The sequence below is a fragment of the Micromonospora sp. NPDC057141 genome, assembly GCF_042670805.1.
In the GTDB taxonomy this organism is placed as follows: Bacteria; Actinomycetota; Actinomycetes; order Mycobacteriales; family Micromonosporaceae; genus Micromonospora.
The window spans coordinates 1-20457 of the sequence record NZ_JBHUVA010000037.1 but is presented as its reverse complement, the minus strand read 5'-3'; the positions used below and the strand labels follow the sequence as shown (position 1 = coordinate 20457).

Genomic DNA, 20457 nt, shown 5'->3' with positions numbered 1-20457 from the left:
GCGCGGGTCCTGCCGACAGGAGCGTAGTTGCCGGGCGGCCGCCCCGGCCACCCGGCCGCACCCGGCCCTCCCCGTCTCACTCGGACTCGACGGACACCTTGCTCGGCCTGGCGCTGCGCTCGTCGGTCGTCGGCTTGGTCGGCCGCTTGCCGTTCTCGCCGGTGCTGGTGATCTTCGTGGGGGTCGCCCCCCGGCCGCCCTCGCCGGGCACGGCGGCCACCGTCGGCTCGCCGTCCACCCCGGCGCTCGCCGTACCGCCGTCCACCGTGGTGACCGGCTCGGCCACCGGCCGGGTCCTGGCCGGCGCGGCACCGTCGGCGGGCGTGGCGTTCGCCGCACCCGCGTCAGCGGTCGCCTTCACCGGGACGCTGGACGACAGGCGGGCCCCGGCCAGCTGCTGTCGCAGGTCGAGCAGTTGGTGCTGGAGCTCGTCCGACTCCTGCCGGGACTGCCAGGTCTCCTGCCGCAGGTCGGCCAGCTGCTGCTGGGCCTGGGCGATCTCCAACGTCACCTGGGCGAGCTGCTGGCGGCCGGTGGCGACCTCCTGCTGGGTCGCCGCGAGGTGCTGCTGGGTGGTGGCCAGGTGCTGCTGCGTCGTGGCCGCGTACTCCTCGAACTGGCGACGGGAGGCGGCCACGTGCTCGTCGGCCCGGCGCCGCTTGTCGGTCGCGTCGGCCTCGGCCCGGCCCAGCAGCTCGGCGGCCTCCTCCTCGGCCTGCCGGCGCATCGTGAGGGCGTCCTGCTCGGCGGCGCGTCGGATCTCCGCGGCGCCGTCCTCGATCTCGGCCCGCCGGGCGGTGTGCTGCTGCTCCAGCTCGGTCTGTCGGGCGGTGTGCTGCTGCTCCAGCTCGCTCTGCCGGGCCGCGTGCTGCCGGTCCAGCTCGTCGCGGCGCTGGGAGTGTTCCCGCTCGGCGGTCTCCTTGCGCTGGGCCAGCTCCCGGTCGGCGGCCTCCCGCCGGCCGTTGACCTCCTGCTCCACGCCGGCTCGCCAGGCACCCAGCTCCTGCTGCGTCTGGGCGCGGGCCTGCTGCACGTACGCCTCGGTCTCGGTGCGCATCCGCTGCACGTACGCCTCGGTGTCGGCGCGTTGGCGCTTGCTGGCCTCGGTGGCCTGGGCGGTGAGCCGCTCGGCCTCCTGCCGGGCCCGGTCGCGGGTGGCCTTCGCCGCGCCCTCGGCGTCGTCGGTGATCCGCTTGGCCTCCTGCAACGCCTTGGCGTGGGTGGCCCGGCCGGCCTCGGTGGCGTTGTCGGTGAGCCGCTTGGCCTCCTGCTGGGCCTTGGCGTGCACCTCCTTGGCCGCCTCGCGGAGCTGGGTGGCCTCCTGCTGGGCCTTGGCGAGGGCCTCCCTGGCCGCCTCGCGCAGCTTCGTCGCCTCCTGCTGGGCCCGGGTGTGGATCTCCCTTGCGGTGTCCCGGAGCTGGGTGGCCTCCTGCTGGGCCTTCTCCAGGGCCTCCTGGGCGGCCTTGCGCAGCCGTGCGGACTCGTCCTTCGCCGCCGCGCGCAGCTGGGCGGACTCGTCCCTGGCCGACTTCAGCGTGGCGTCGGCCTCGGCGCGGCGGGCGGCGCTGTGCCGCTCCTCCTCGGTCCGGCGGGCGGCGAGGGCGATCTCGAAGTCCTTGAGCGCCTGGGCGGCCTGCTCCTTGGCCTCGGCGACGATGTGCTCGGCGGCGGCCCGCCGGGCCTCGATCTCCTCGTTCGCGGCGACCAGGATGTCCTCGGCCTGTTCCATGGCGAGGGTGAGGATCTGATCGACCTTGGGGCCGAGGTGCCGGAACGAGGCCAGGTCCACCACGCCGACCTGCTTGCGCACCTGGGCGAGGTCGCGTTGCAGCACCTCGACCTGGCCGGCCAGCTTGTGGATCTGGGTGTACGCCTGTTCCCGCTCGGCCGCCAGTGTCGTGATCTCGTGCTCCGCGCGAGCGACGTACCGGTCGACCTGTCGTTTTTCGTACCCCCGCAGAGCGGACTCGAAGCTGGGCTCCGTCGTCACATCCCCGCCGAGAGCGAACAGTTCCTCGCCGTGCGACATGCCCCCATCCTCACACGCATCCGGCTCGGCTGGGGCGATACGGACGCCCCGGATGGGAGGTACTTACCGCCGTCGCCGGCGCCCGTGCCAGAGCGTGGGAAACGCATACGGCGCGGGGTCCCACCGGTCACCCGGTGTCACCCCGCGCCGTGTCCATGCCCCCGGCCGTGCGGTCGGTCAGCCGGCGGACTCCGCGCTCACCCGCTCGTCCTTGCCGTCCTTCTTCGCAGGCTCCGCCGTGGCCTGCGCCGACGGCACGCCCGGCACGATGCCGGCGAGGCCCGAGAGCATCTGGCCGAGCTGCGAGGTGACGGCGTCCTTCTGCCGGGTGAGGTCCTCGACCTCGCGGCGGGCCGCCTGCGTGGTCAGGTCGGCCTCGGTGCGGGCCTCGGTGAGCAGCCGCTTCGCCTCGGCCTTGGCCTCGTTGAGGGTCTTCTCGGACAGCGCCTTGGCCTTCTCGACCGTGTCGTGGGCGGTGCGCTCGGACTCGACCCGGCGGGCCTCGGCGCGCTGTTCGATCTCCTTGGCCCGCTCCTGGGCGGCCCGGGCGCGCTGCTCGGCCTCGCCGACCAGCTTCTGGGTCTGGGCGACCTGCGCGGCGTGCCGCTCGGACTCCTCGCGCTCGGACTTCTCGCGCCGCTCGGCGAGCTGCAACTCCAGGGCCTGGAGGTCCTTGTCGCGCTTGTCGCGGGCGTCGGTGAGGAGCTTGGTCGCCTCGGCGCGCTTCTCCTCGGCCTCCCGCGCGGCCTTCGCCCGCTGCTGGGTGATCTCCCGCTCGGCGGTGGCGCGCAGGGTGGCGACCTCGCGCTCGACGGTCGACTTCAGCTCGGCGACCTCGTGCGCGGTGACGGTGCGCAGCTGCTTGGTCTCCCGCTCGGCGTCGGCGCGCAGGGTGTCGGCCTCCCGGCGGGCCTGCACGCGCACCTCGGCGGCCTCCCGCTCGGAGGCGGTGCGGACGCTGCCGGCCTCGCGCTCGGCGGTGGCCTTCATCGCGGCGGCCTCGGCGCGGGCCTTGTCGGTGATCTCGCGCGCCTCCAGGCGCGCCGCGGAGAGGATGCCCTCCGACTCGCGCTTGGCCTCGTTGCGGTGGTCGTTGGCCTGCTCCTCGGCCAGCCGCAGGATCTGCTCGACGCGGGTGCCCAGGCCGGAGAGGGTCGGCCGGCTGTTCTCCTCGAGCTGCTTGTTGGTCTCGGCGAGCTTCTGCTCCAGCGCGCTCTGGCGCTGCTCGGCCTGACGGAGCCGACGCTGGGCGTCGTTCATCCGCTGTTCGGCCTCGGCGCGGGCCTGCTCGGACTGGGTCAGCGCGGCGGTCAGCCGACCGATGAAGTCATCGACCTGCCCGACGTTGTATCCGCGTAGGCCAACGGTGAAGTCTGGCTGCGAGTTCGCGTTATCGAAGAACGCAAGAGGGGAGGACTGCTGCTGGGGCATTGGGACATACTCGCAGACCCCCCGGGGTGCTTCGCAAGAGCGGTGCGGGGCTTTCGTGTCCTGTCTACATGGTCAACAGGCACCGTCGGCCGGGTCCGATCGGCGGGCGATCTTGGCAGCTCCCGGGCGGGTCCGGCGGCCCGCCCGGCGGGTGCTCCGGCGCGCGGGAGACGGGTCGCCGGGCGCGCGGGAGGACGGGTGGTCGGGCGCGCGGAAAAGGGTCACGGGGGCGACCCGCGGCCCCTTGTCGACCCGTACCGGTTTCCTTGTCGACCCGTACCGGCATCGCGCGAAAGGGACCGGCGGCTGTCGTCGAAAGGCAATGCGCGACCACCGCGATGCCCGGTCGGGCCTCCCCCGGACGGCTCGTCGGCGGCCCGGGGCGGTCAGCGGCCGCGGAACCGGTTGATGGCGTCGGCGTGTCGGGCGCGCAGCTGCGGGTCCCGGACGCCGAGGCCGTCGGTCGGGGCGAGGCAGCGCACCCCGACCTTGCCCTGGTGCAGGTTGCGGTGCACCTCGTACGCGGCCTGGCCGGTCTGCTCCAGCGGGTACGTCCGCGACACCGTCGGGTGGATCCGGCCGAGCGCCACGAGGCGGTTGGCCTGCCACGCCTCCCGGTAGTTGGCGAAGTGGCTGCCGACGATCCGCTTCAGGTGCATCCACAGGTAGCGGTTGTCGTACTGGTGCTGGTAGCCGCTGGTCGAGGCGCAGGTGACGATGGTGCCGCCGCGCCGGGTGACGTAGACGCTCGCGCCGAACGTCTCCCGGCCGGGGTGCTCGAAGACGATGTCCGGGTCCTCGCCGCCGGTCAGCTCCCGGATGCGCTCGCCGAACCGCCGCCACTCGTCCGGGTCCTGGGTGTGCTCGTCGGACCAGAACCGGAACCCCTCGGCGGCCCGGTCGATGACCAGCTCGGCGCCCATCCGGCGGCACAGCTCGGCCTTGTCGGGGGAGGAGACCACGCAGACCGGGATCGCGCCGCCGTTGAGCGCCAGCTGGGTGGCGTACCCGCCGAGGCCGCCCGACGCGCCCCAGATCAGCACCACGTCACCCTGCTTCATGTTCGCCCCGTGGTGCGACACGAGCTGTCGGTACGCGGTGGAGTTGACCAGCCCGGGGCTGGCTGCCTCCTCCCAGGCCAGGTGGCGGGGCTTGGGCATCAGCTGGTTGGCCTTGACCACGGCCAGCTCGGCGAGCCCGCCGAAGTTGGTCTCGAAGCCCCAGATCCGCTGCTGCGGGTCGAGCATGGTGTCGTCGTGGCCGGCCGCGTCCTCCAACTCGACCGACAGGCAGTGCGCCACCACCTCGTCGCCGGCCCGCCACTTCGTCACCCCCGGGCCGGTGCGCAGCACCACGCCGGCCGCGTCCGACCCCACCACGTGGTACGGCAGGTCGTGCCGGGCGGTGAGCGCGGAGAGTCGGCCGTACCGCCGGAGGAACGTGAACGTGGGGACCGGCTCGAAGATGCTGGTCCAGACGGTGTTGTAGTTGATCGCGCTGGCCATGACCGCGATCAGCGCCTCGCCGGGCCCGAGTTCGGGGGTCGGCACCTCCTGGACGTGCAGCGACCTGCGCGGGTCCTTGTCCCGAGTGGCCAGGCCCTCGAACATCCGGGTCTCGTCGGCCCGCACCACCACGCCCTGGTAGCTCTCGGGTACGGGCAGCCCGGCGAGGCCGGCGAGCCGCCGCTCGGGTCGGTCGGAGCCCTCCGCCGCCATGATCGCTTCGAGGATGTCCTGCACGGTGACCTCCCGTTCGTCCGCACCCGCGCCGGGCCGCCGGCGGTTCGCCCGGCGGCTGTCGCGGCCTGGGTGCTGCCATCGTCGGCACCGGCGCGTTCCGGCCGCCATGTCGGCATCCGACCGGTCGCGTCCCTGCCGGGCGGACGTTACTGAACGGTAGCTAAGGCGGAAAGGGCTCTGTGAGAAACCGCATCGGCCGACGCGCGGGGTGGTTAACAGGTGCCCCTCCTTTCTCACCGGTGCGCAGGCTCGACCAGTTCGACGAGGACGCCGCCCGCGTCCTTCGGGTGGACGAAGTTGATCCGGGAGTCCGCGGTGCCCCGGCGGGGGGTCTCGTAGAGGAGTCGCAGGCCGCGCTCGCGCAGTGCCGTGCACGCCGCGTCGACGTCGGCCACCGTGTACGCCACCTGCTGCACGCCGGGCCCGTTGCGGTCGAGGAACTTGGCGATGGTCGACTCCGGGGTGAGCGGGGCGAGCAGTTGCACGCAGCCGCCCTCGGTGGTCGGCCCGACCGCCAGCATCGCCTCGCGGACGCCCTGCTCGGTGTTGGTCTCGGTGTGCACGCAACGCATCCCGAAGGTGCGCTGATAGAAGTCGATCGCGGCGTCGAGGTCGGCGACGGCGATCCCGACGTGGTCGATGCGGCGCAGGCCGATGTCTGTGACGAAGTCGGCAGCGGGCTCGACGGGGGAGTTCTCAGCCATGGCGTTAGTCTGACCGAACACCCGTAGAACCGAACAATCGTTAAGGTTTACAGCTCGGCATCCCCCCTCGGAGGCAGGCACATGGCTTCGGTGATCGTCAGCGGCGCGCGGACCCCGATGGGGCGCCTGCTCGGCAACCTCAAGGACCTCCCCGCCACCAAGCTCGGCGGCGTGGCGATCAAGGCCGCGCTGGAGCGCGCCGGGGTGGCCCCCGAGCAGGTGCAGTACGTCATCATGGGCCAGGTGCTGCAGGCCGGCACCGGGCAGATCCCGGCCCGGCAGGCCGCCGTCGAGGCGGGCATCCCGATGTCCGTGCCGGCGCTGACGATCAACAAGGTCTGCCTCTCCGGCCTGGACGCGATCGCCCTGGCCGACCAGCTGATCCGGGCCGGCGAGTTCGACGTCGTGGTGGCCGGCGGCATGGAGTCGATGACCAACGCCCCGCACCTGCTGCTCGGTCAGCGCGTCGGCTACAAGTACGGCGACGTGACGGTCAAGGACCACATGGCCCACGACGGGCTGAGCGACGCCTGGGACTGCTGCTCGATGGGCGAGTCCACCGAGCGGCTCGGCGCGCGGCACGGCATCACCCGCACCGAGCAGGACGCCTTCTCGGCCGCCAGTCACCAGCGGGCCGCCGCCGCGCAGAAGAACGGGCACTTCGCCGACGAGATCACCCCGGTGGTCATCCCGCAGCGCAAGGGCGACCCGGTGGTGGTCAGCGAGGACGAGGGCATCCGCCCGGACACCACCGTCGAGTCGCTGGGCCGGCTGCGCCCCGCGTTCACCTCGGATGGCACGATCACCGCCGGCAGCGCCTCGCCGATCTCCGACGGGGCCGCGGCCGTCGTCGTGATGAGCAAGGCCAAGGCCAAGGAGCTGGGGCTGACCTGGCTGGCCGAGATCGGCGCGCACGGCAACGTGGCGGGCCCGGACAACTCGCTGCACTCGCAGCCCTCCAACGCGATCAACCACGCCCTGCGCAAGGGCGGTCTGAGCGTGGCGGACCTCGACCTCATCGAGATCAACGAGGCGTTCGCCGCGGTCGGCATCCAGTCCATGCGGGACCTGGGCATCGGCGACGACAGGGTGAACGTCAACGGCGGCGCGATCGCGCTCGGCCACCCGATCGGCATGTCCGGGGCCCGGCTGGTGCTCACCCTCGCTATGGAGCTCAAGCGGCGCGGCGGCGGCACCGGCGCGGCGGCGCTCTGCGGCGGCGGCGGCCAGGGCGACGCCCTGATCATCCACGTCCCCAACCCCGCCGAGCAGCAGTGAGCGTGAGGAGTGAGCGGGGTGTGCGAGCCCCGCAGTCGCGAACGAAGATGGCACGGTGAGCGGAGCCGTCGAGCAGGTGCCGGCCGTCGGCGTGCCGTCGGTGCGCCGCAGCCGGGACGTGCCGATGCTCGTGGAGCGGGCCCGCGCCGGTGACCCGCGCGCCGTGGCCCGGCTGATCACCCTGGTCGAGTCCGGCGACGAGGTGCTGCCGCAGGTCGCTGCGGCCCTCGCACCGTACGCGGGGCAGGCCCAGGTGGTCGGGCTGACCGGCTCCCCCGGGGTGGGCAAGTCGACCACCACCAACGAGCTGGTCCGGGCGCTGCGCTCGCGCGGGCACCGGGTCGGGGTGCTGGCCGTCGACCCGTCCAGCCCGTTCACCGGCGGGGCGATCCTCGGCGACCGGGTCCGGATGCAGGACCACGCCACCGATCCGGGCGTCTACATCCGGTCGATGTCCAGCCGGGGCCACCTCGGCGGCCTGTCGGCGGCGACGCCGCAGGCGGTGCGGGTGCTGGAGGGCGCCGGCTGCGACGTGGTGCTGGTGGAGACCGTCGGCGTCGGGCAGGCCGAGGTGGAGGTCGCCTCGCTGGCCGACACCACGCTGGTGCTGCTCGCCCCGGGCATGGGCGACGCGATCCAGGCGGTCAAGGCCGGCATCCTGGAGATCGCCGACGTCTTCGTGGTGAACAAGGCCGACCGCGACGGCGCCGACGCCACCGTCCGCGACATCCAGGGCATGATCGCCCTGGGCGAGCGGGGGCCCGGTGAGTGGCGACCCCAGGTGGTCCGGTCGGTCGCCGCGCGGGGCGAGGGGATCGACGACATCGCCGCCGCGATCGACAAGCACCGCGACTGGTTGGTCAAGCACGACGAGCTGCGCCGCCGCCGGCAGGCACGGGCCGCCGCCGAGATCGAGGCGATCACGCTGGGCGCGCTGCGGGCCCGCATCGGCTCGCTTCACGACGGTACGGAGCTGCCGGCGCTCGCCGCGAAGGTGGCCGAGGGGTCGCTCGACCCGTACGCCGCCGCCGACGAGCTGCTGGCGCAGATCGGCTCCTGAGCGCGCCGTCCACCTAGTACGCTCGCACCGCTCCACGGCACCGTGGGGCGGTGCGAGCGTACTGGGGGAGAGCATGGCTGACGAGGCGACGCAGGAGCTGTCGGTGACACCGGACGCGGTGGCGGGCGGGACCACCCACGTCTCGGACGAGGTGGTGGAGAAGATCGCGGTGGCCGCCGCGAAGTCCGTCCCCGGGGTGGCCGAGCTGGGCGGCGACGTGGCCCGGTTCTTCAACGCCGTACTCGACAGGGTCGGCCTGGACCAGGTCGGCGATGCCCGGCGCGGGTGCTCGGCGCACGTCACGAACGGGGCGGCCGTGGTCAACCTGGTCATCGTGATCGAGGCCGGCCTGCCGGTGCCGCAGGTCACCGACGAGGTCCGGGCGGCGGTGACCCGGGCCGTCGAGGCGTACGGGCTGCGGGTCGACGAGATCAACATCCGGGTGGACGACGTGGCGCTCGGCGATCCCGCGACGCCGCCGGCCTGACCCGGTTACCCGTCGGTATGAACTTCCTTAGCGATCGTTCAGGCTCAGGTTCTACACTCGGTCTTCGGACGAGGACTCGAGGAGGAGCCCTGCGCATGGACGCCGACGAGATCGCCGCCGGACGGGCACGCTGGCAGGCCCGCTACGACGCCGCGCGGAAACGGAACGCCGACTTCACCACGCTCTCCGGGACGCCCGTGGAACCGGTCTACGGGCCGCCCGAGGGCGGCGCGTACCCCGGCTTCGAGCGGATCGGCTGGCCGGGCGAGTTCCCGTACACCCGGGGGTTGTATCCGACCGGCTACCGGGGGCGGACCTGGACGATCCGGCAGTTCGCCGGCTTCGGCAGCGCCCGGCAGACCAACGAGCGCTACAAGATGATCCTCGGCGCGGGCGGCGGCGGGCTCTCCGTGGCGTTCGACATGCCGACGCTGATGGGCCGCGACTCCGACGACCCGCAGGCCCTCGGCGAGGTCGGGCACTGCGGGGTGGCCGTCGACTCGGCCGCCGACATGGAGGTGCTCTTCGACGGCATCGACCTGGCCGGCGTCACCACCTCCATGACCATCTCCGGCCCGGCCGTGCCGGTGTTCTGCATGTATCTCGTCGCCGCCGAGCGGCAGGGCGCCGACCTGTCCACCCTGGACGGCACGCTCCAGACGGACATCTTCAAGGAGTACATCGCGCAGAAGGAGTGGCTGTTCGACCCCGAGCCGCACCTGCGCCTCATCGGCGACCTGATGGAATACTGCGCGCGCGAGATCCCGCGCTACAAGCCGCTGTCGGTCTCCGGCTACCACATCCGCGAGGCCGGGTCGACCGCCGCGCAGGAGTTGGCATACACGCTGGCCGACGGGTTCGGCTACGTCGAGCTGGGGCTGTCGCGCGGGTTGGACGTCAACGTCTTCGCCCCCGGGTTGAGCTTTTTCTTCGACTCGCACGTGGACTTCTTCGAGGAGATCGCCAAGTTCCGGGCCGCCCGCCGGATCTGGGCCCGCTGGCTGCGCGACGTCTACGGGGCGACCAGCGAGAAGGCCCTGTGGCTGCGGTTCCACACCCAGACCGCCGGGGTGTCGCTGACCGCCCAGCAGCCGGTGAACAACGTCGTACGCACCGCCGTCGAGGCGCTCGCCGCCGTGCTCGGCGGGACGAACTCGCTGCACACCAACGCCCTCGACGAGACCCTCGCCCTGCCCACCGACGAATCGGCCGAGATCGCCCTGCGTACCCAGCAGGTGCTGATGGAGGAGACCGGGGTGGTGAACGTGGCCGACCCGCTCGGCGGCTCCTGGTACGTCGAGGCGTTGACCGACAAGATCGAGGCGGAGGCGGAGGCGATCTTCGCCCGGATCCGGCAGCTCGGCGGCGAGGGCCCGCACCAGATCGGCCCGATGACCTCCGGCATCCTGCGCGGCATCGAGGACGGCTGGTTCACCGGGCACATCGCCGAGTCGGCCTTCGTCTACCAGCAGGCCCTGGAGAAGGGCGACAAGCGGATCGTCGGCGTCAACTGCCACACCGGCACCATCGCCAAGGACCTGGAGATCCTGCGCATCTCGCACGAGGTCGAGGTGGAGCAGCGCCGGGTGCTCGCCGAGCGCAAGGCGGCCCGCGACGAGGCGGCGGCGCGCACGGCGGTGACCCGGATGGTCGAGGTGGGCCGCACCGGCGAGAACATGATCCCGGCCATGCTCGACGCCGTCCGCGCCGAGGCCACCCTCGGCGAGATCTGCGACGCCCTGCGCGCCGAATGGGGCACCTACCGCGAACCCGCCCGCTTCTGAGGGTGTCAGGAAGGGCCCCTTCCTATACGGAAAGCGTTAGGAAGGGGCCCTTCCTTGCAGGCAGGAGCAGGGGTGAGAGTCGCAACTGTCGCCGTCGCGGTTGATCTGAGTTCGGCGGGACACGTGCGAGACTAGATAACCATGAGCGACCCACGGATCACCTCGTCGATCTTCACCCGCGGCGCGGTCGACCTCAGCGCACTGCGCAGCACCGCACCGGCCTCCACCCGTCCCAGCACACCGGCCCAGGCCGGTCCGTCCTCCGGTCTGCCGGCCGCTGCCGGCGGCGGTTCCGTGATCGACGTGACAGAGGCCAACCTCCAGGCCGAGGTGCTCGAACGGTCCACCACCATGCCCGTCGTGGTCTTCTTCGGCGCGGCCGGCTACCCGGAGAGCGACGAGTTCGCCCCCGTGCTGGAGCGGCTGGCGGCCGAGGGTGGCGGCGCGTGGGCGCTGGCCCGCATCGACGTCCAGGACAACCCCCGGATCGCTCAGATGTTCCAGGTGCAGGGGATCCCCACCGTCTACGCCGTGGTCGGTGGCCGCCCCGTCGACGCGTTCTCCGGGGTGGTCCCCGAGGCTCAGCTTCGGCAGTGGATCGGCGCGGTGCTCAAGGCCGGTGGCGTCAGCGTCGCCGAGCCGGAGGACCCCCGCCTCGACGAGGCCGACGACGCCCTGATGAGCGGCGACCTGGACGCCGCCGAGCAGGCGTACAAGAAGATCCTCGCCGAGTCGCCGGCGGACGCCGCAGCCGAAGCCGGCCTGGCCCAGGTCGGGCTGGCCCGCCGGGTCGCCGGCGCCGACCCCGGCGCGGCTCTCGCCGCCGCCCAGGCCAACCCCGACGACGTCTCCGCCCAGCTGCTCGCCGCCGACGTCGAGGTGCTCAGCGGCATGGCCGAGCAGGCGTACGCGCGCCTGGTCGGCCTGGTCCGCCGCACCGCCGGTGACGACCGGGAGAAAGTACGCCAGCACCTGGTCGGCCTGTTCACCGTCGCAGGCCAGGACGACCCCGCCGTCGCCTCCGCCCGCCGGGCCCTGGCCAGCGCACTGTTCTGAGTTTCGCCGTACGCCAGCGCGGGCCGGCGTTCGCCGGCCCGCCCCACCCACGAGGACGGGAGCCCATGATGCGCCGGATCGCCGTCCTCGACGCGCCGTCCAACCTCGGGCTGCGCCCGCCCACCCCCACCGCCGTCCCCGGCTGCGCCAAGGCCCCGGGAGCGCTGCGCGACCAGGGCCTGCTCGCCCGGCTGCGGGCGCGCGACGCCGGCTGTCTCACCCCGCCCCGGTACGACCCGGGCGACTGGCGCCCCGGCGACGGCGTCTGCCACGCCCCGGAGATCGCCGCGTACTCGGCGGCGCTGGCCGACCGGATCGGGGCGATCATCGACCGGGGGGAGTTCCCCCTCGTCCTGGGTGGGGACTGCTCGATCCTGCTCGGCTCGGCGCTGGCCATGCACCGCCTCGGCGAGGCGGTCGGCGGGCGGATCGGGCTGGTCTTCGTCGACGGCCACTCCGACTTCCGGCACCCCGGCAACGCCTCGTACGTCGGCGCGGCGGCGGGGGAGGACCTGGCGCTGGTCACCGGCCGGGGGCAGGCCGACCTGGCCGCGATCGAGGGGCGGCGGCCCTACTTCCGCGACATCGACGTGGTGGTCCTCGGCATCCGGGCCCAGGACGAGTACCGCCTCGACCTCCAGGCCGCCGGGATCACCACCCGGCCGGTGCCGGCGCTGCGCGCCGAGGGCGCGGCCCGCACCGCCCAGTGGGCCCACGAGGAGTTGGCCGACTGCGCGGGCTACTGGGTGCACGTCGACGTGGACGTGCTCGACCCGGCGGTGATGCCGGCGGTCGACGCCCCGGATGCGGGCGGCATCGCCTTCGCCGAGCTGGAGATCCTGCTCGCCGGCCTGGTCGACACCCCGCACTGCCTCGGCATGGAGCTGACCGTCTTCGACCCTGACTACGACGCCGACGGCGCGTACGCCGCCGAGATCGTCAACACGGTGGTGGCCGGGCTGGCCCCGGTGACCGCCCCGAGCGCGGTGCCGCCCCGCCTGCTCCCGGCGCCCCCGGCGCCCAGCCTGCCTCCGGCCGCTCCGAAGCCCCGACGCATGCCCACCCGTTCGGCCGGCCCGAGCGGCGCTGCGGCTGGTCCGCTGGTCGCCGCTGGTGCACCGACGGACCCAGCTGGGGCGGACGAGACCGTGGACGGGCCGGGGGCACCGGCCGGGCCGGTGGGCGATGCCGGTCTCGTGGCTGGCTCCCCGCCGGGCGATGCCGGTCTCGTGGCTGGCTCCCCGCCGAGCCCCGCCGGGACCGCCCAGCTGCTGGAGCCCGTCGGGCCGCCCGCCTCGGCCGGGCCGGGCCTGCTGCGCCGGGTCACCGGGGCGGCTCCGGGCGACGCCCCGCCGGCCTCCGAGGACGGCCCGCCCCGGCCGGCGGCCGGCATCGCCTGACCGAGGGCCCTCCGGCCGCTGGGGCCACCGGCCCGCCGCGAGCCGGTGCGAGCCGCCGTCATGTCGGCGACACAGCGGTATCCGGGCAGCGGGATGCCCCCATGCGCCGACACGACAACCCGGCCCCGGCCTGGGCCTGGGCGGCCGTCAGGAGGCGGCCAGGGCGCGCAGGAAGCGCTCGGCGATCGGGACCGCGCTCGACCCGCTCGACCCGCCCCGCTCCACGAAAACCGCGAACGCCACGTCGCCCTGCCAGCCGACGAACCAGGCGTGGGTGTGCGCGGGGTCGTCGTCGTATTCGGCGGTGCCGGTCTTGCCGTACACCGGCCCGCCGGGGGCATCCTTCAGGGTGGTGGCGGTGCCGGCGGTGACCACCTCGCGCATCATCGTGCGCAGCGGCTCGACCGACTCCGGCTTGAGCTGCGGCCCGGCGGGCGCGGCCTGGGCCGGGGCCGGGTCGACGACCAGCTTCGGCTGCTCCCAGCGGCCCCGGGCGATGGCGGCGGTGGCGGCGGCCATGGCCAGCGGGCTGACCACGGTGGTGCCCTGACCGAACGCGGCGGCGGCCTGCTCGGCCGGGGAGCCGTTGGCGGAGACCTTGCCGGTGAACGCGTCCAGGCCGAGATCCCACTCGGCCTCCAGGCCGAGGGCCCGGCCGGTCTGGGCGAGGCCGTCGGGGCCGAGCTTCGGGGCGAGCGCGGCGAAGGCCGTGTTGCAGGACTTCGCGAAGTCGGTGCGGAACGGCACCGTGCCGAGGGCGAAGCTGTCGGAGTTCTTGAACGACCGGCCGTCCACGGTGAACGTCTTCGGGCAGGCGACCGGGCCGTCCAGGGTGACCGCGCCCCGGTCCAGCAGGCCGAGGGCGCTGACCATCTTGAACGTTGAGCCGGGCGGCACCTGGGCGGTGAACGCGAGGTTCTCGCCGGGGGCGCCCGGGCCGTTCGCGGCGGCCAGCACCGCGCCGTCGCCGACCCGCACCGCCACCAGGGCGGAGCGTCGCTTCTCGCCGCGTAGGGCGGCGTCGGCGGCGTTCTGGGTGGCCACGTCGAGGGTGGTCCGCACCGCCTGACCGGGCGTCGGCTCCTGCCGGAACAGCTCCGTGCCGGTCGGCGCGACGGTGCCGTCCGGCCCCGCCCGCTCGCTGATCACGGTGAGCCCCGGCGTGCCGCGCAGCCGTTCGTCGTGCCGGCCCTGGAGACCGCCGTGGCCGACGAGGTCGCCCTGCCGGTAGCGGTCGGGGTGGGCGGCCAGGTCGTCGGCCTGGGCCTGGTCGACCGAGCCGAGCAGCGCCCGGGCGAACTCCCGGGTCGGGGCCAGGTCGAGCTTCTCGGCCCGGAACTTCGTGCCGGGCAGGTCGTAGACGCGGGACCGGATCTGCCGGTACGCCTCGTCGCGCAGCGTCACCACCTCGACGAACGCGCCCGGGTCGGCGTCGGCGAGGCGCTCGGGCAGGTCGGAGAGGTCGACCGGCGGGGTGATGGCCGGCCGGATCGCCCGGAACGCGGCGTCGAGCTGCCGCGACACGGCCTGCACGTCGGCGACCTCGCTCGGTTGCAGCCCGACGCGAACCACGGGTCGGGGCGTCACGATCGGCTCGCCCGCGCCGTCGAGCACCCCGGCCCGGGGCGCGGCGTCGCGGCGCAGCGCGAGCCGGTCGCCGTCGGTGAGCTGCTCGTGCACCACCTGCGGCTCCCAGATCACCCGCCACTTCCCGTCGTCGCCTGTGGTGAGCCGCACCTGCCGGTCGTACTCCCAGCGGGTGCCGCCCGGCAGGGCCCACGCCACCCGGACCCCGGCGGTCGCGACGTTCGCGTCGACCCTCGGGTCGCCGACGCGACGGAGGGTCGGCGGGGTGTCGGCCAGTTCGCCGGAGAGTTCGCGGAGCTGACGCGTCACGTCGGCGGCGGGGACCTTCAGCCCGGCCGGGGTGACGAAGCCGACGGCCTGCAGGTCACCCTTGCCCCAACCGGACAGGAAGGCGTCGACGGTCGACTCCGGTCCGTCGTCGGACGAGCAGCCGACCAGCGCGCCGACGGCCAGCACGGTGGCCGCGAGCGCCGCGAGCGGTCGTCGGGCGCGGACGCGGGCGCGGCGGGTCGGGTACGTCAGGTGCATGCGGGCGGTCCCTCCGGATTTCCGACTGCCCGTCACGGTAGTACGGTGCCGCCCCGCGCACTGTCCCGCCGAGCCCGCCACGTGCGGGAAGACGTGCCCCGGGGAGGTGATGAACATTGCTCGCCGGGGTATTCCCCGGCGGCTACCAGGATTCTGCACGGTGAAAGGACGGAGTGCCGAACCGCTCGTTCCGCCGACAGGTCCGACCGAGGGCACGATTCGGCAGGGCCTAGGCTGAGCGGCAGAGTGACCCACAACGCGGTGGGTCGAGGGGAGTGGCACCGATGGACCGGCGTCCGGCGATCAAACCGGGACCCGACCTCCGGCAGGATGACACCGGCCGGGACGACAGTTTCGATTCGGCAACCGACGGGGACGGCTTCGGCCGGCTCGACACAGGCGTGACCGGGATGACCGGTTCGAGCATCGACACCCTCTACGACCTCGGGCTGCCCGCGGAGGCGCTGGCCGACGACGTCGAGGATGCCGAGCTCGACGAGCCGGTCCCGAACGCCGAGCGCCTGGTCGCCCAGGCTGTCGCGCTCGCCGGGGACGACCACGACGCGGCGACACTGGTCAGCCGCTTCTGGCGGTTCGCCCCGGACGAGGAGCTGATCGGGTTCACCGCCGAGGAGATGCTCGACGCGGCCCGCGCGCACCGGGACCTCGCCCAGCAGCGGGTGCCGGGCGAGCTGAAGCTGCGCATCCACGAGCCGGACGCCGACCAGCACCACACGGTGATCGAGATCGTCATCGACGACATGCCGTTCCTGGTCGACTCGGTGACCGCCCTGCTCAACGCCCACCACCTCGACGTGCACCTGCTGGTCCACCCGCTGGTGGTGGTCCGCCGCGAGCCGCTGGGCCGCCTCGTCGAGGTCGCCGCCGACGTGGAGCCCGACGACTCGATCGACGGGGACCTGGTCGAGAGCTGGATGCGGATCGAGATCGATCCGGTCCGCGACGCCGTCGAGCGGGAGAAGCTGCGTCGCGAGTTGCAGCGGGTGCTCACCGACGTGCGGGAGGCGGTGGAGGACTGGCCGAGGATGCGCCAGCGGGCCCTGACCCTGGCTGACGAGCTGGCCACCGTCCGCACCTCCGACAGCCGCCCGCCGGTGCCCGAGAAGGACATCACGGACTCGGTGGAGCTGCTGCGCTGGCTGGCCCACGACCACTTCACCTTCCTCGGTTACCGGGAGTACCGGCTGGTCGACGCCCCCGGCGGCGAGGGGCCGGCGCTGGAGGCGGTGCTCGGCACGGGCCTGGGCATCCTGCGGTCGGACTCGCCGGAGGCGCGGGCGTTGTCGTCGATGACGACCGAGGCGCACGAGAAGGTGCTGGAGAAGCGCCTGCTGATCATCACGAAGGCGAACTCCCGGGCCACCGTGCACCGGTCGGCGTACCTGGACTACATCGGTTTCAAGGTCTTCGACGACGCCGGCCAGGTGGTCGGCGAGCGGCGGTTCCTCGGGCTGTTCTCCACGGCGGCGTACCGGACCAGCGTCCGGGAGCTGCCGGTGGTGCGCCGCAAGGTGGCCGAGGTGCTGGACCGCTCGGGCCTGAGCCAGCGCAGCCACTCCGGCAAGGACCTGCTCCAGATCCTGGAGACGTACCCGCGCGACGAGCTGTTCCAGATCAAGACCGAGGACCTGTACCACGCGGTGATCGGCGTGCTGCGCATGGCGGGCCGCCGGCAGCTGCGGGTGTTCCTGCGCCGCGACGCGTACGGGCGGTTCATCTCCTGCCTGATCTACCTGCCCCGGGACCGGTTCACCACCCAGAACCGGCTGCGCATGCAGGACATCCTGCTGCGCGAGCTGAACGGCGTCGGGGTGGACTACACCACCCGGGTCACCGAGTCGATGCTGGCCCGGGTGCACTTCATCGTGCGTACGGACCCGACCCGCCCGCCGGGGGACATCGACGCGGACCTGCTCGCCGAGGAGCTGGCCGACGCGACCCGGCTGTGGGACGACGACTACCGCCTCGTGCTGGAGCGCAAGCTCGGCGACGAGCAGGCCAAGCACCTGTTCAGCCGGTACGCCGACGCGTTCCCGGAGGGCTACAAGGACGGGCACACGCCGTACGAGGCGATGAAGGACCTGGCGAAGCTGGAGCTGCTGGAGGAGCCCGGCCAGCTGGAGATGCACCTGTTCCGCAAGCAGCTCGCCCCGCGCGCTGGCGGCGCCGGCCGGGACGCCGACGTCGACGTCGACGTCGCCGAGACGATGGACGTGCGGTTCAAGGTCTACCGGTACGGCGAGCCGATGATGCTCTCCGCCGTGCTGCCCGTGCTGCACTCGCTCGGCGTGAAGGTGGTCGACGAGCACCCGTACGAGGTGGAGCGCGTCGACGGGGGGATCTGGCTGTACGACTTCGGGCTGCGCCTGCCCGAGGGCCACCAGGAGCTGGCCGAGGTGCGCCCGCACGTGGAGAACGCCTTCGCGGCGGCGTGGCGGGGCGAGGCCGAGGTGGACAGCTTCAACGAGCTGGTGCTGCGCGGCGGGCTCACCTGGCGGCAGGTGGTGGTGCTGCGGGCGTACGCGAAGTACCTGCGGCAGACCGGCACGGTCTTCTCGCAGGACTACATGGAGCAGACCTTCATCGCGTACCCGAGGATCGCCGCGCTGCTGGTGGAGCTGTTCGAGGTGCGGTTCGCCCCCGGCGAGGCGAGCGTCGAGCAGCGCCGCGAGCGCGGTGGCGAGCTGGTAACGGCGATCAAGGCGGCGCTGGACGACGTGGCCAGCCTCGACCAGGACCGCATCCTGCGGTCCTACCTCACGCTGATCCAGGCCACCCTGCGCACCAGCTTCTACGCCAGGCCGGTCGGCGGCCGGCCGAAGCCGTACGTGGCGTTCAAGCTGGACCCGCAGGCCATTCCGGACCTGCCGGCCCCGCGCCCGCGGTTCGAGATCTTCGTCTACTCGCCCCGCTTCGAGGGCGTGCACCTGCGGTACGGGCCGGTGGCCCGGGGCGGGCTGCGCTGGTCCGACCGGCGGGAGGACTTCCGCACGGAGGTGCTCGGCCTGGTCAAGGCGCAGATGGTGAAGAACGCCGTGATCGTGCCGGTGGGCGCGAAGGGCGGCTTCGTGCTCAAGCAGAAGCCGGGGGACCGGGACGAGGCGGTCGCCTGCTACCAGGAGTTCGTCGGCGCGATGCTCGACGTCACCGACAACATCGTCGCCGGTGAGATCGTGCCGCCGGAGGACGTGGTCCGGCACGACCCGGACGACCCGTACCTGGTGGTGGCGGCGGACAAGGGCACGGCGACGTTCTCCGACATCGCCAACGAGATCTCGGCTGGGCACCAGTTCTGGCTGGGCGACGCGTTCGCCTCGGGCGGCTCGGCCGGGTACGACCACAAGAAGATGGGCATCACCGCCCGGGGTGCCTGGGAGTCGGTGAAGCGGCACTTCCGGGAGCTGGGGCACGACACCCAGACCCAGGACTTCACGGTGGTGGGCGTCGGCGACATGTCCGGCGACGTGTTCGGCAACGGGATGCTGCTCAGCGAGCACGTCCGGTTGGTGGCCGCGTTCGACCACCGGCACATCTTCCTCGACCCGGACCCGGACGCCGCCACCTCGTACGCCGAGCGGAGGCGGCTGTTCGACCTGCCCCGGTCGTCCTGGGAGGACTACGACGAGAAGCTGATCTCCGACGGGGGCGGGGTGTACCCGCGTGCCGCGAAGTCGGTGCCGGTGTCGCCGCAGGTCCGCGCCGTGCTCGGGCTGGACGACGACGTCACCCAGCTCTCGCCGCAGGAGCTGATGAAGGCGATCCTGACGGCCCCGGTGGACCTGTTCTTCAACGGGGGCATCGGCACGTACGTGAAGGCGGCCAGCCAGACCAACGCGGAGGTGGGCGACAAGTCCAACGACGCGATCCGGGTCGACGGCCGGAGCCTGCGCTGCCGGGTGGTCGGCGAGGGCGGCAACCTGGGCTGCACCCAGCTCGGCCGGATCGAGTACGCCCTCGCGGGCGGGCGGATCTACACCGACTTCATCGACAACGCGGCCGGGGTGGACTGCTCCGACCACGAGGTGAACATCAAGATCCTGCTCAACACGGCGGTCGCCGACGGGGAGCTGACCGTGCCGGAGCGCGACGAGCTGCTGGCCGGGATGACCGACGAGGTCGCCCAGTTGGTGCTGCGCGACAACTACGACCAGGCCCGCGCGATCAACAACTCGCAGGCCCAGGCCGCCTCGCTGCTCCCGGTGCACCGCCGGATGATCAACGAGTTGGAGCGCTCGGGCGCGCTGAACCGGGCGCTGGAGGCGCTGCCGCCGGACGAGGAGCTGGCGGCCCGCACCGAGACCGGGCTGACCGCGCCGGAGTTCGCGGTGCTGCTCGCGTACGTGAAGATCGTGCTGGAGCGGGAGATCCTGGCCGAAGGGCTCGCGGACGAGGAGTGGGCGACCGACGTCCTGGTCAACTACTTCCCGACGCCGATGCGCGATCGGTTCGCCGACCGGATGGGTCAGCACCGGCTGCGCCGCGACATCGTCACGACCGTGCTGGTGAACGAGGCGATCAACCGGGGCGGCATCACGTTCGTCTTCCGGGTGGTCGAGGAGACGGCGGCGTCGGCGGCGGACGTGATCCGGGCGTACGTGGTGGTCCGCGAGGTGTTCGGGCTGCGCGAGCTGTGGGACGCGGTCGAGGCGCTCGACAACAGGGTCGATCCGGAGTTGCAGACCGCGGTCTACCTGGACACCCGGCGGCTGCTCGACCGGGCGGTGCGCTGGCTGGTGACCAACCGGCGTTCGCCGCTGGACGTGCCGGCGGAGATCGCCCGGCTGCGCGACGGGGTGGCCCGTCTGCTGCCCGGCCTGGAGCACCTCTTCTACGGCGGCGAGCGGGAGGGCATCGCCGCCTACATCGACGCGATGACCTCGCGAGGGCTGCCGCGGGGGCTGGCCGAGCAGGCGACCCGGCTGATGTACAGCTTCGGCCTGCTGGACGTGGTGGAGACGGCGGCGACCAGCGGGCGGGACGTCGGCGAGGTGGCTTCGGTCTACTTCGTGCTCTCCGACCGGTTCCGGGTCGACTCGCTGCTGTCGAAGATCTCCCTGTTGCCCCGGGCGGACCGCTGGCAGACCCTGGCCCGGATGGCGCTGCGCTACGACCTGTACGCCGCGCTGGCCGCGCTCACCGCGGAGGTGCTCGGCTCCACGCCGGACTCGTTGCCGCCGCTGGAGCGGGTGCAGCAGTGGGAACAGTCCAACGCGACGTCGATCCACCGGGCCCGGCGGGCGATGGGGGAGTTCGACGAGTCGCGGGCGGACCTCGCCGCGCTGTCGGTGTTGCTGCGCCAGATCCGCACGCTGGTGCGCACCTCGGCGGCCTGACGCGGTATGCGGGTGCC

11 protein-coding genes and 1 pseudogene are annotated in these 20457 nt (G+C 73.1%); 7 read left to right on the top strand and 5 right to left on the bottom strand.

Going from position 1 to position 20457, the window contains the following annotated elements; translation table 11 throughout:
- Positions 1-76: 76 nt before the first annotated feature.
- The 4 genes from ACFT41_RS19045 to mce form a co-directional block, all read right to left on the bottom strand.
- Positions 77-2029, bottom strand: a complete 1953-nt coding sequence (locus ACFT41_RS19045) for a hypothetical protein (RefSeq protein ID WP_377588260.1) — start codon at positions 2027-2029, stop codon at positions 77-79.
- Between the two features lie 177 nt (positions 2030-2206).
- Positions 2207-3460 (bottom strand): cell division protein DivIVA, encoded by a 1254-nt coding sequence (locus ACFT41_RS19040; RefSeq protein ID WP_377588261.1) that lies wholly within the window; start codon positions 3458-3460, stop codon positions 2207-2209.
- Between the two features lie 386 nt (positions 3461-3846).
- Positions 3847-5202 carry a crotonyl-CoA carboxylase/reductase gene (gene ccrA / locus ACFT41_RS19035; protein WP_377588262.1) on the bottom strand — a complete coding sequence of 452 codons (1356 nt, stop codon included), beginning with the start codon at positions 5200-5202 and terminating at the stop codon, positions 3847-3849.
- Between the two features lie 233 nt (positions 5203-5435).
- The gene (gene mce / locus ACFT41_RS19030) at positions 5436-5906 is read right to left on the bottom strand and encodes a methylmalonyl-CoA epimerase (protein WP_377588263.1); all 471 of its coding nucleotides are present in this window, start codon (positions 5904-5906) and stop codon (positions 5436-5438) included.
- 81 nt (positions 5907-5987) lie between these two features.
- On the opposite strand from mce, the gene ACFT41_RS19025 reads away from it, so the two are divergent.
- The 6 genes and pseudogenes from ACFT41_RS19025 to ACFT41_RS19000 all read left to right on the top strand — a co-directional run.
- Positions 5988-7184 (top strand): acetyl-CoA C-acetyltransferase, encoded by a 1197-nt coding sequence (locus ACFT41_RS19025; protein ID WP_377588264.1) that lies wholly within the window; start codon positions 5988-5990, stop codon positions 7182-7184.
- Between the two features lie 124 nt (positions 7185-7308).
- Complete coding sequence (meaB, locus tag ACFT41_RS19020) at positions 7309-8244, top strand: methylmalonyl Co-A mutase-associated GTPase MeaB (RefSeq protein ID WP_377588270.1); 936 nt, start codon at positions 7309-7311, stop codon at positions 8242-8244.
- Positions 8245-8317: 73 nt separating this feature from the next.
- Positions 8318-8731 (top strand): Asp23/Gls24 family envelope stress response protein, encoded by a 414-nt coding sequence (locus ACFT41_RS19015; RefSeq protein ID WP_377588265.1) that lies wholly within the window; start codon positions 8318-8320, stop codon positions 8729-8731.
- 95 nt (positions 8732-8826) lie between these two features.
- Complete coding sequence (locus ACFT41_RS19010) at positions 8827-10515, top strand: methylmalonyl-CoA mutase (protein ID WP_377588266.1); 1689 nt, start codon at positions 8827-8829, stop codon at positions 10513-10515.
- 141 nt (positions 10516-10656) lie between these two features.
- Positions 10657-11571 (top strand): tetratricopeptide repeat protein, encoded by a 915-nt coding sequence (locus ACFT41_RS19005; RefSeq protein ID WP_377588267.1) that lies wholly within the window; start codon positions 10657-10659, stop codon positions 11569-11571.
- 65 nt (positions 11572-11636) lie between these two features.
- Positions 11637-12911 (top strand): annotated as a pseudogene (locus ACFT41_RS19000) (arginase family protein); the annotation flags it as partial.
- A gap of 207 nt (positions 12912-13118) precedes the next feature.
- Here ACFT41_RS19000 and ACFT41_RS18995 read toward each other — a convergent pair.
- On the bottom strand, positions 13119-15086 hold the full coding sequence (locus ACFT41_RS18995) for a penicillin-binding transpeptidase domain-containing protein (protein ID WP_377588268.1): 1968 nt from the start codon (positions 15084-15086) through the stop codon (positions 13119-13121).
- A 284-nt stretch (positions 15087-15370) separates the two neighbouring features.
- Here ACFT41_RS18995 and ACFT41_RS18990 point away from each other — a divergent pair, with 284 nt between their 5' ends.
- Positions 15371-20440, top strand: coding sequence for an NAD-glutamate dehydrogenase (locus tag ACFT41_RS18990; RefSeq protein ID WP_377588269.1), 5070 nt, complete (start codon positions 15371-15373; stop codon positions 20438-20440).
- Positions 20441-20457: the final 17 nt, after the last annotated feature.

Excerpts from the sequence above, each read along its gene's own strand:
- meaB (WP_377588270.1), top strand. The coding sequence starts at position 7,309 with ATGCTCGTGGAGCGGGCCCGCGCCGGTGACCCGCGCGCCGTGGCCCGG.
- ACFT41_RS19045 (WP_377588260.1), bottom strand. The coding sequence starts at position 2,029 with ATGTCGCACGGCGAGGAACTGTTCGCTCTCGGCGGGGATGTGACGACG.
- ACFT41_RS18990 (WP_377588269.1), top strand. The coding sequence starts at position 15,371 with ATGGACCGGCGTCCGGCGATCAAACCGGGACCCGACCTCCGGCAGGAT.
- mce (WP_377588263.1), bottom strand. The coding sequence starts at position 5,906 with ATGGCTGAGAACTCCCCCGTCGAGCCCGCTGCCGACTTCGTCACAGAC.
- ACFT41_RS18995 (WP_377588268.1), bottom strand. The coding sequence starts at position 15,086 with ATGCACCTGACGTACCCGACCCGCCGCGCCCGCGTCCGCGCCCGACGA.
- ACFT41_RS19005 (WP_377588267.1), top strand. The coding sequence starts at position 10,657 with ATGAGCGACCCACGGATCACCTCGTCGATCTTCACCCGCGGCGCGGTC.
- ACFT41_RS19025 (WP_377588264.1), top strand. The coding sequence starts at position 5,988 with ATGGCTTCGGTGATCGTCAGCGGCGCGCGGACCCCGATGGGGCGCCTG.
- ACFT41_RS19040 (WP_377588261.1), bottom strand. The coding sequence starts at position 3,460 with ATGCCCCAGCAGCAGTCCTCCCCTCTTGCGTTCTTCGATAACGCGAAC.
- ACFT41_RS19015 (WP_377588265.1), top strand. The coding sequence starts at position 8,318 with ATGGCTGACGAGGCGACGCAGGAGCTGTCGGTGACACCGGACGCGGTG.
- ACFT41_RS19010 (WP_377588266.1), top strand. The coding sequence starts at position 8,827 with ATGGACGCCGACGAGATCGCCGCCGGACGGGCACGCTGGCAGGCCCGC.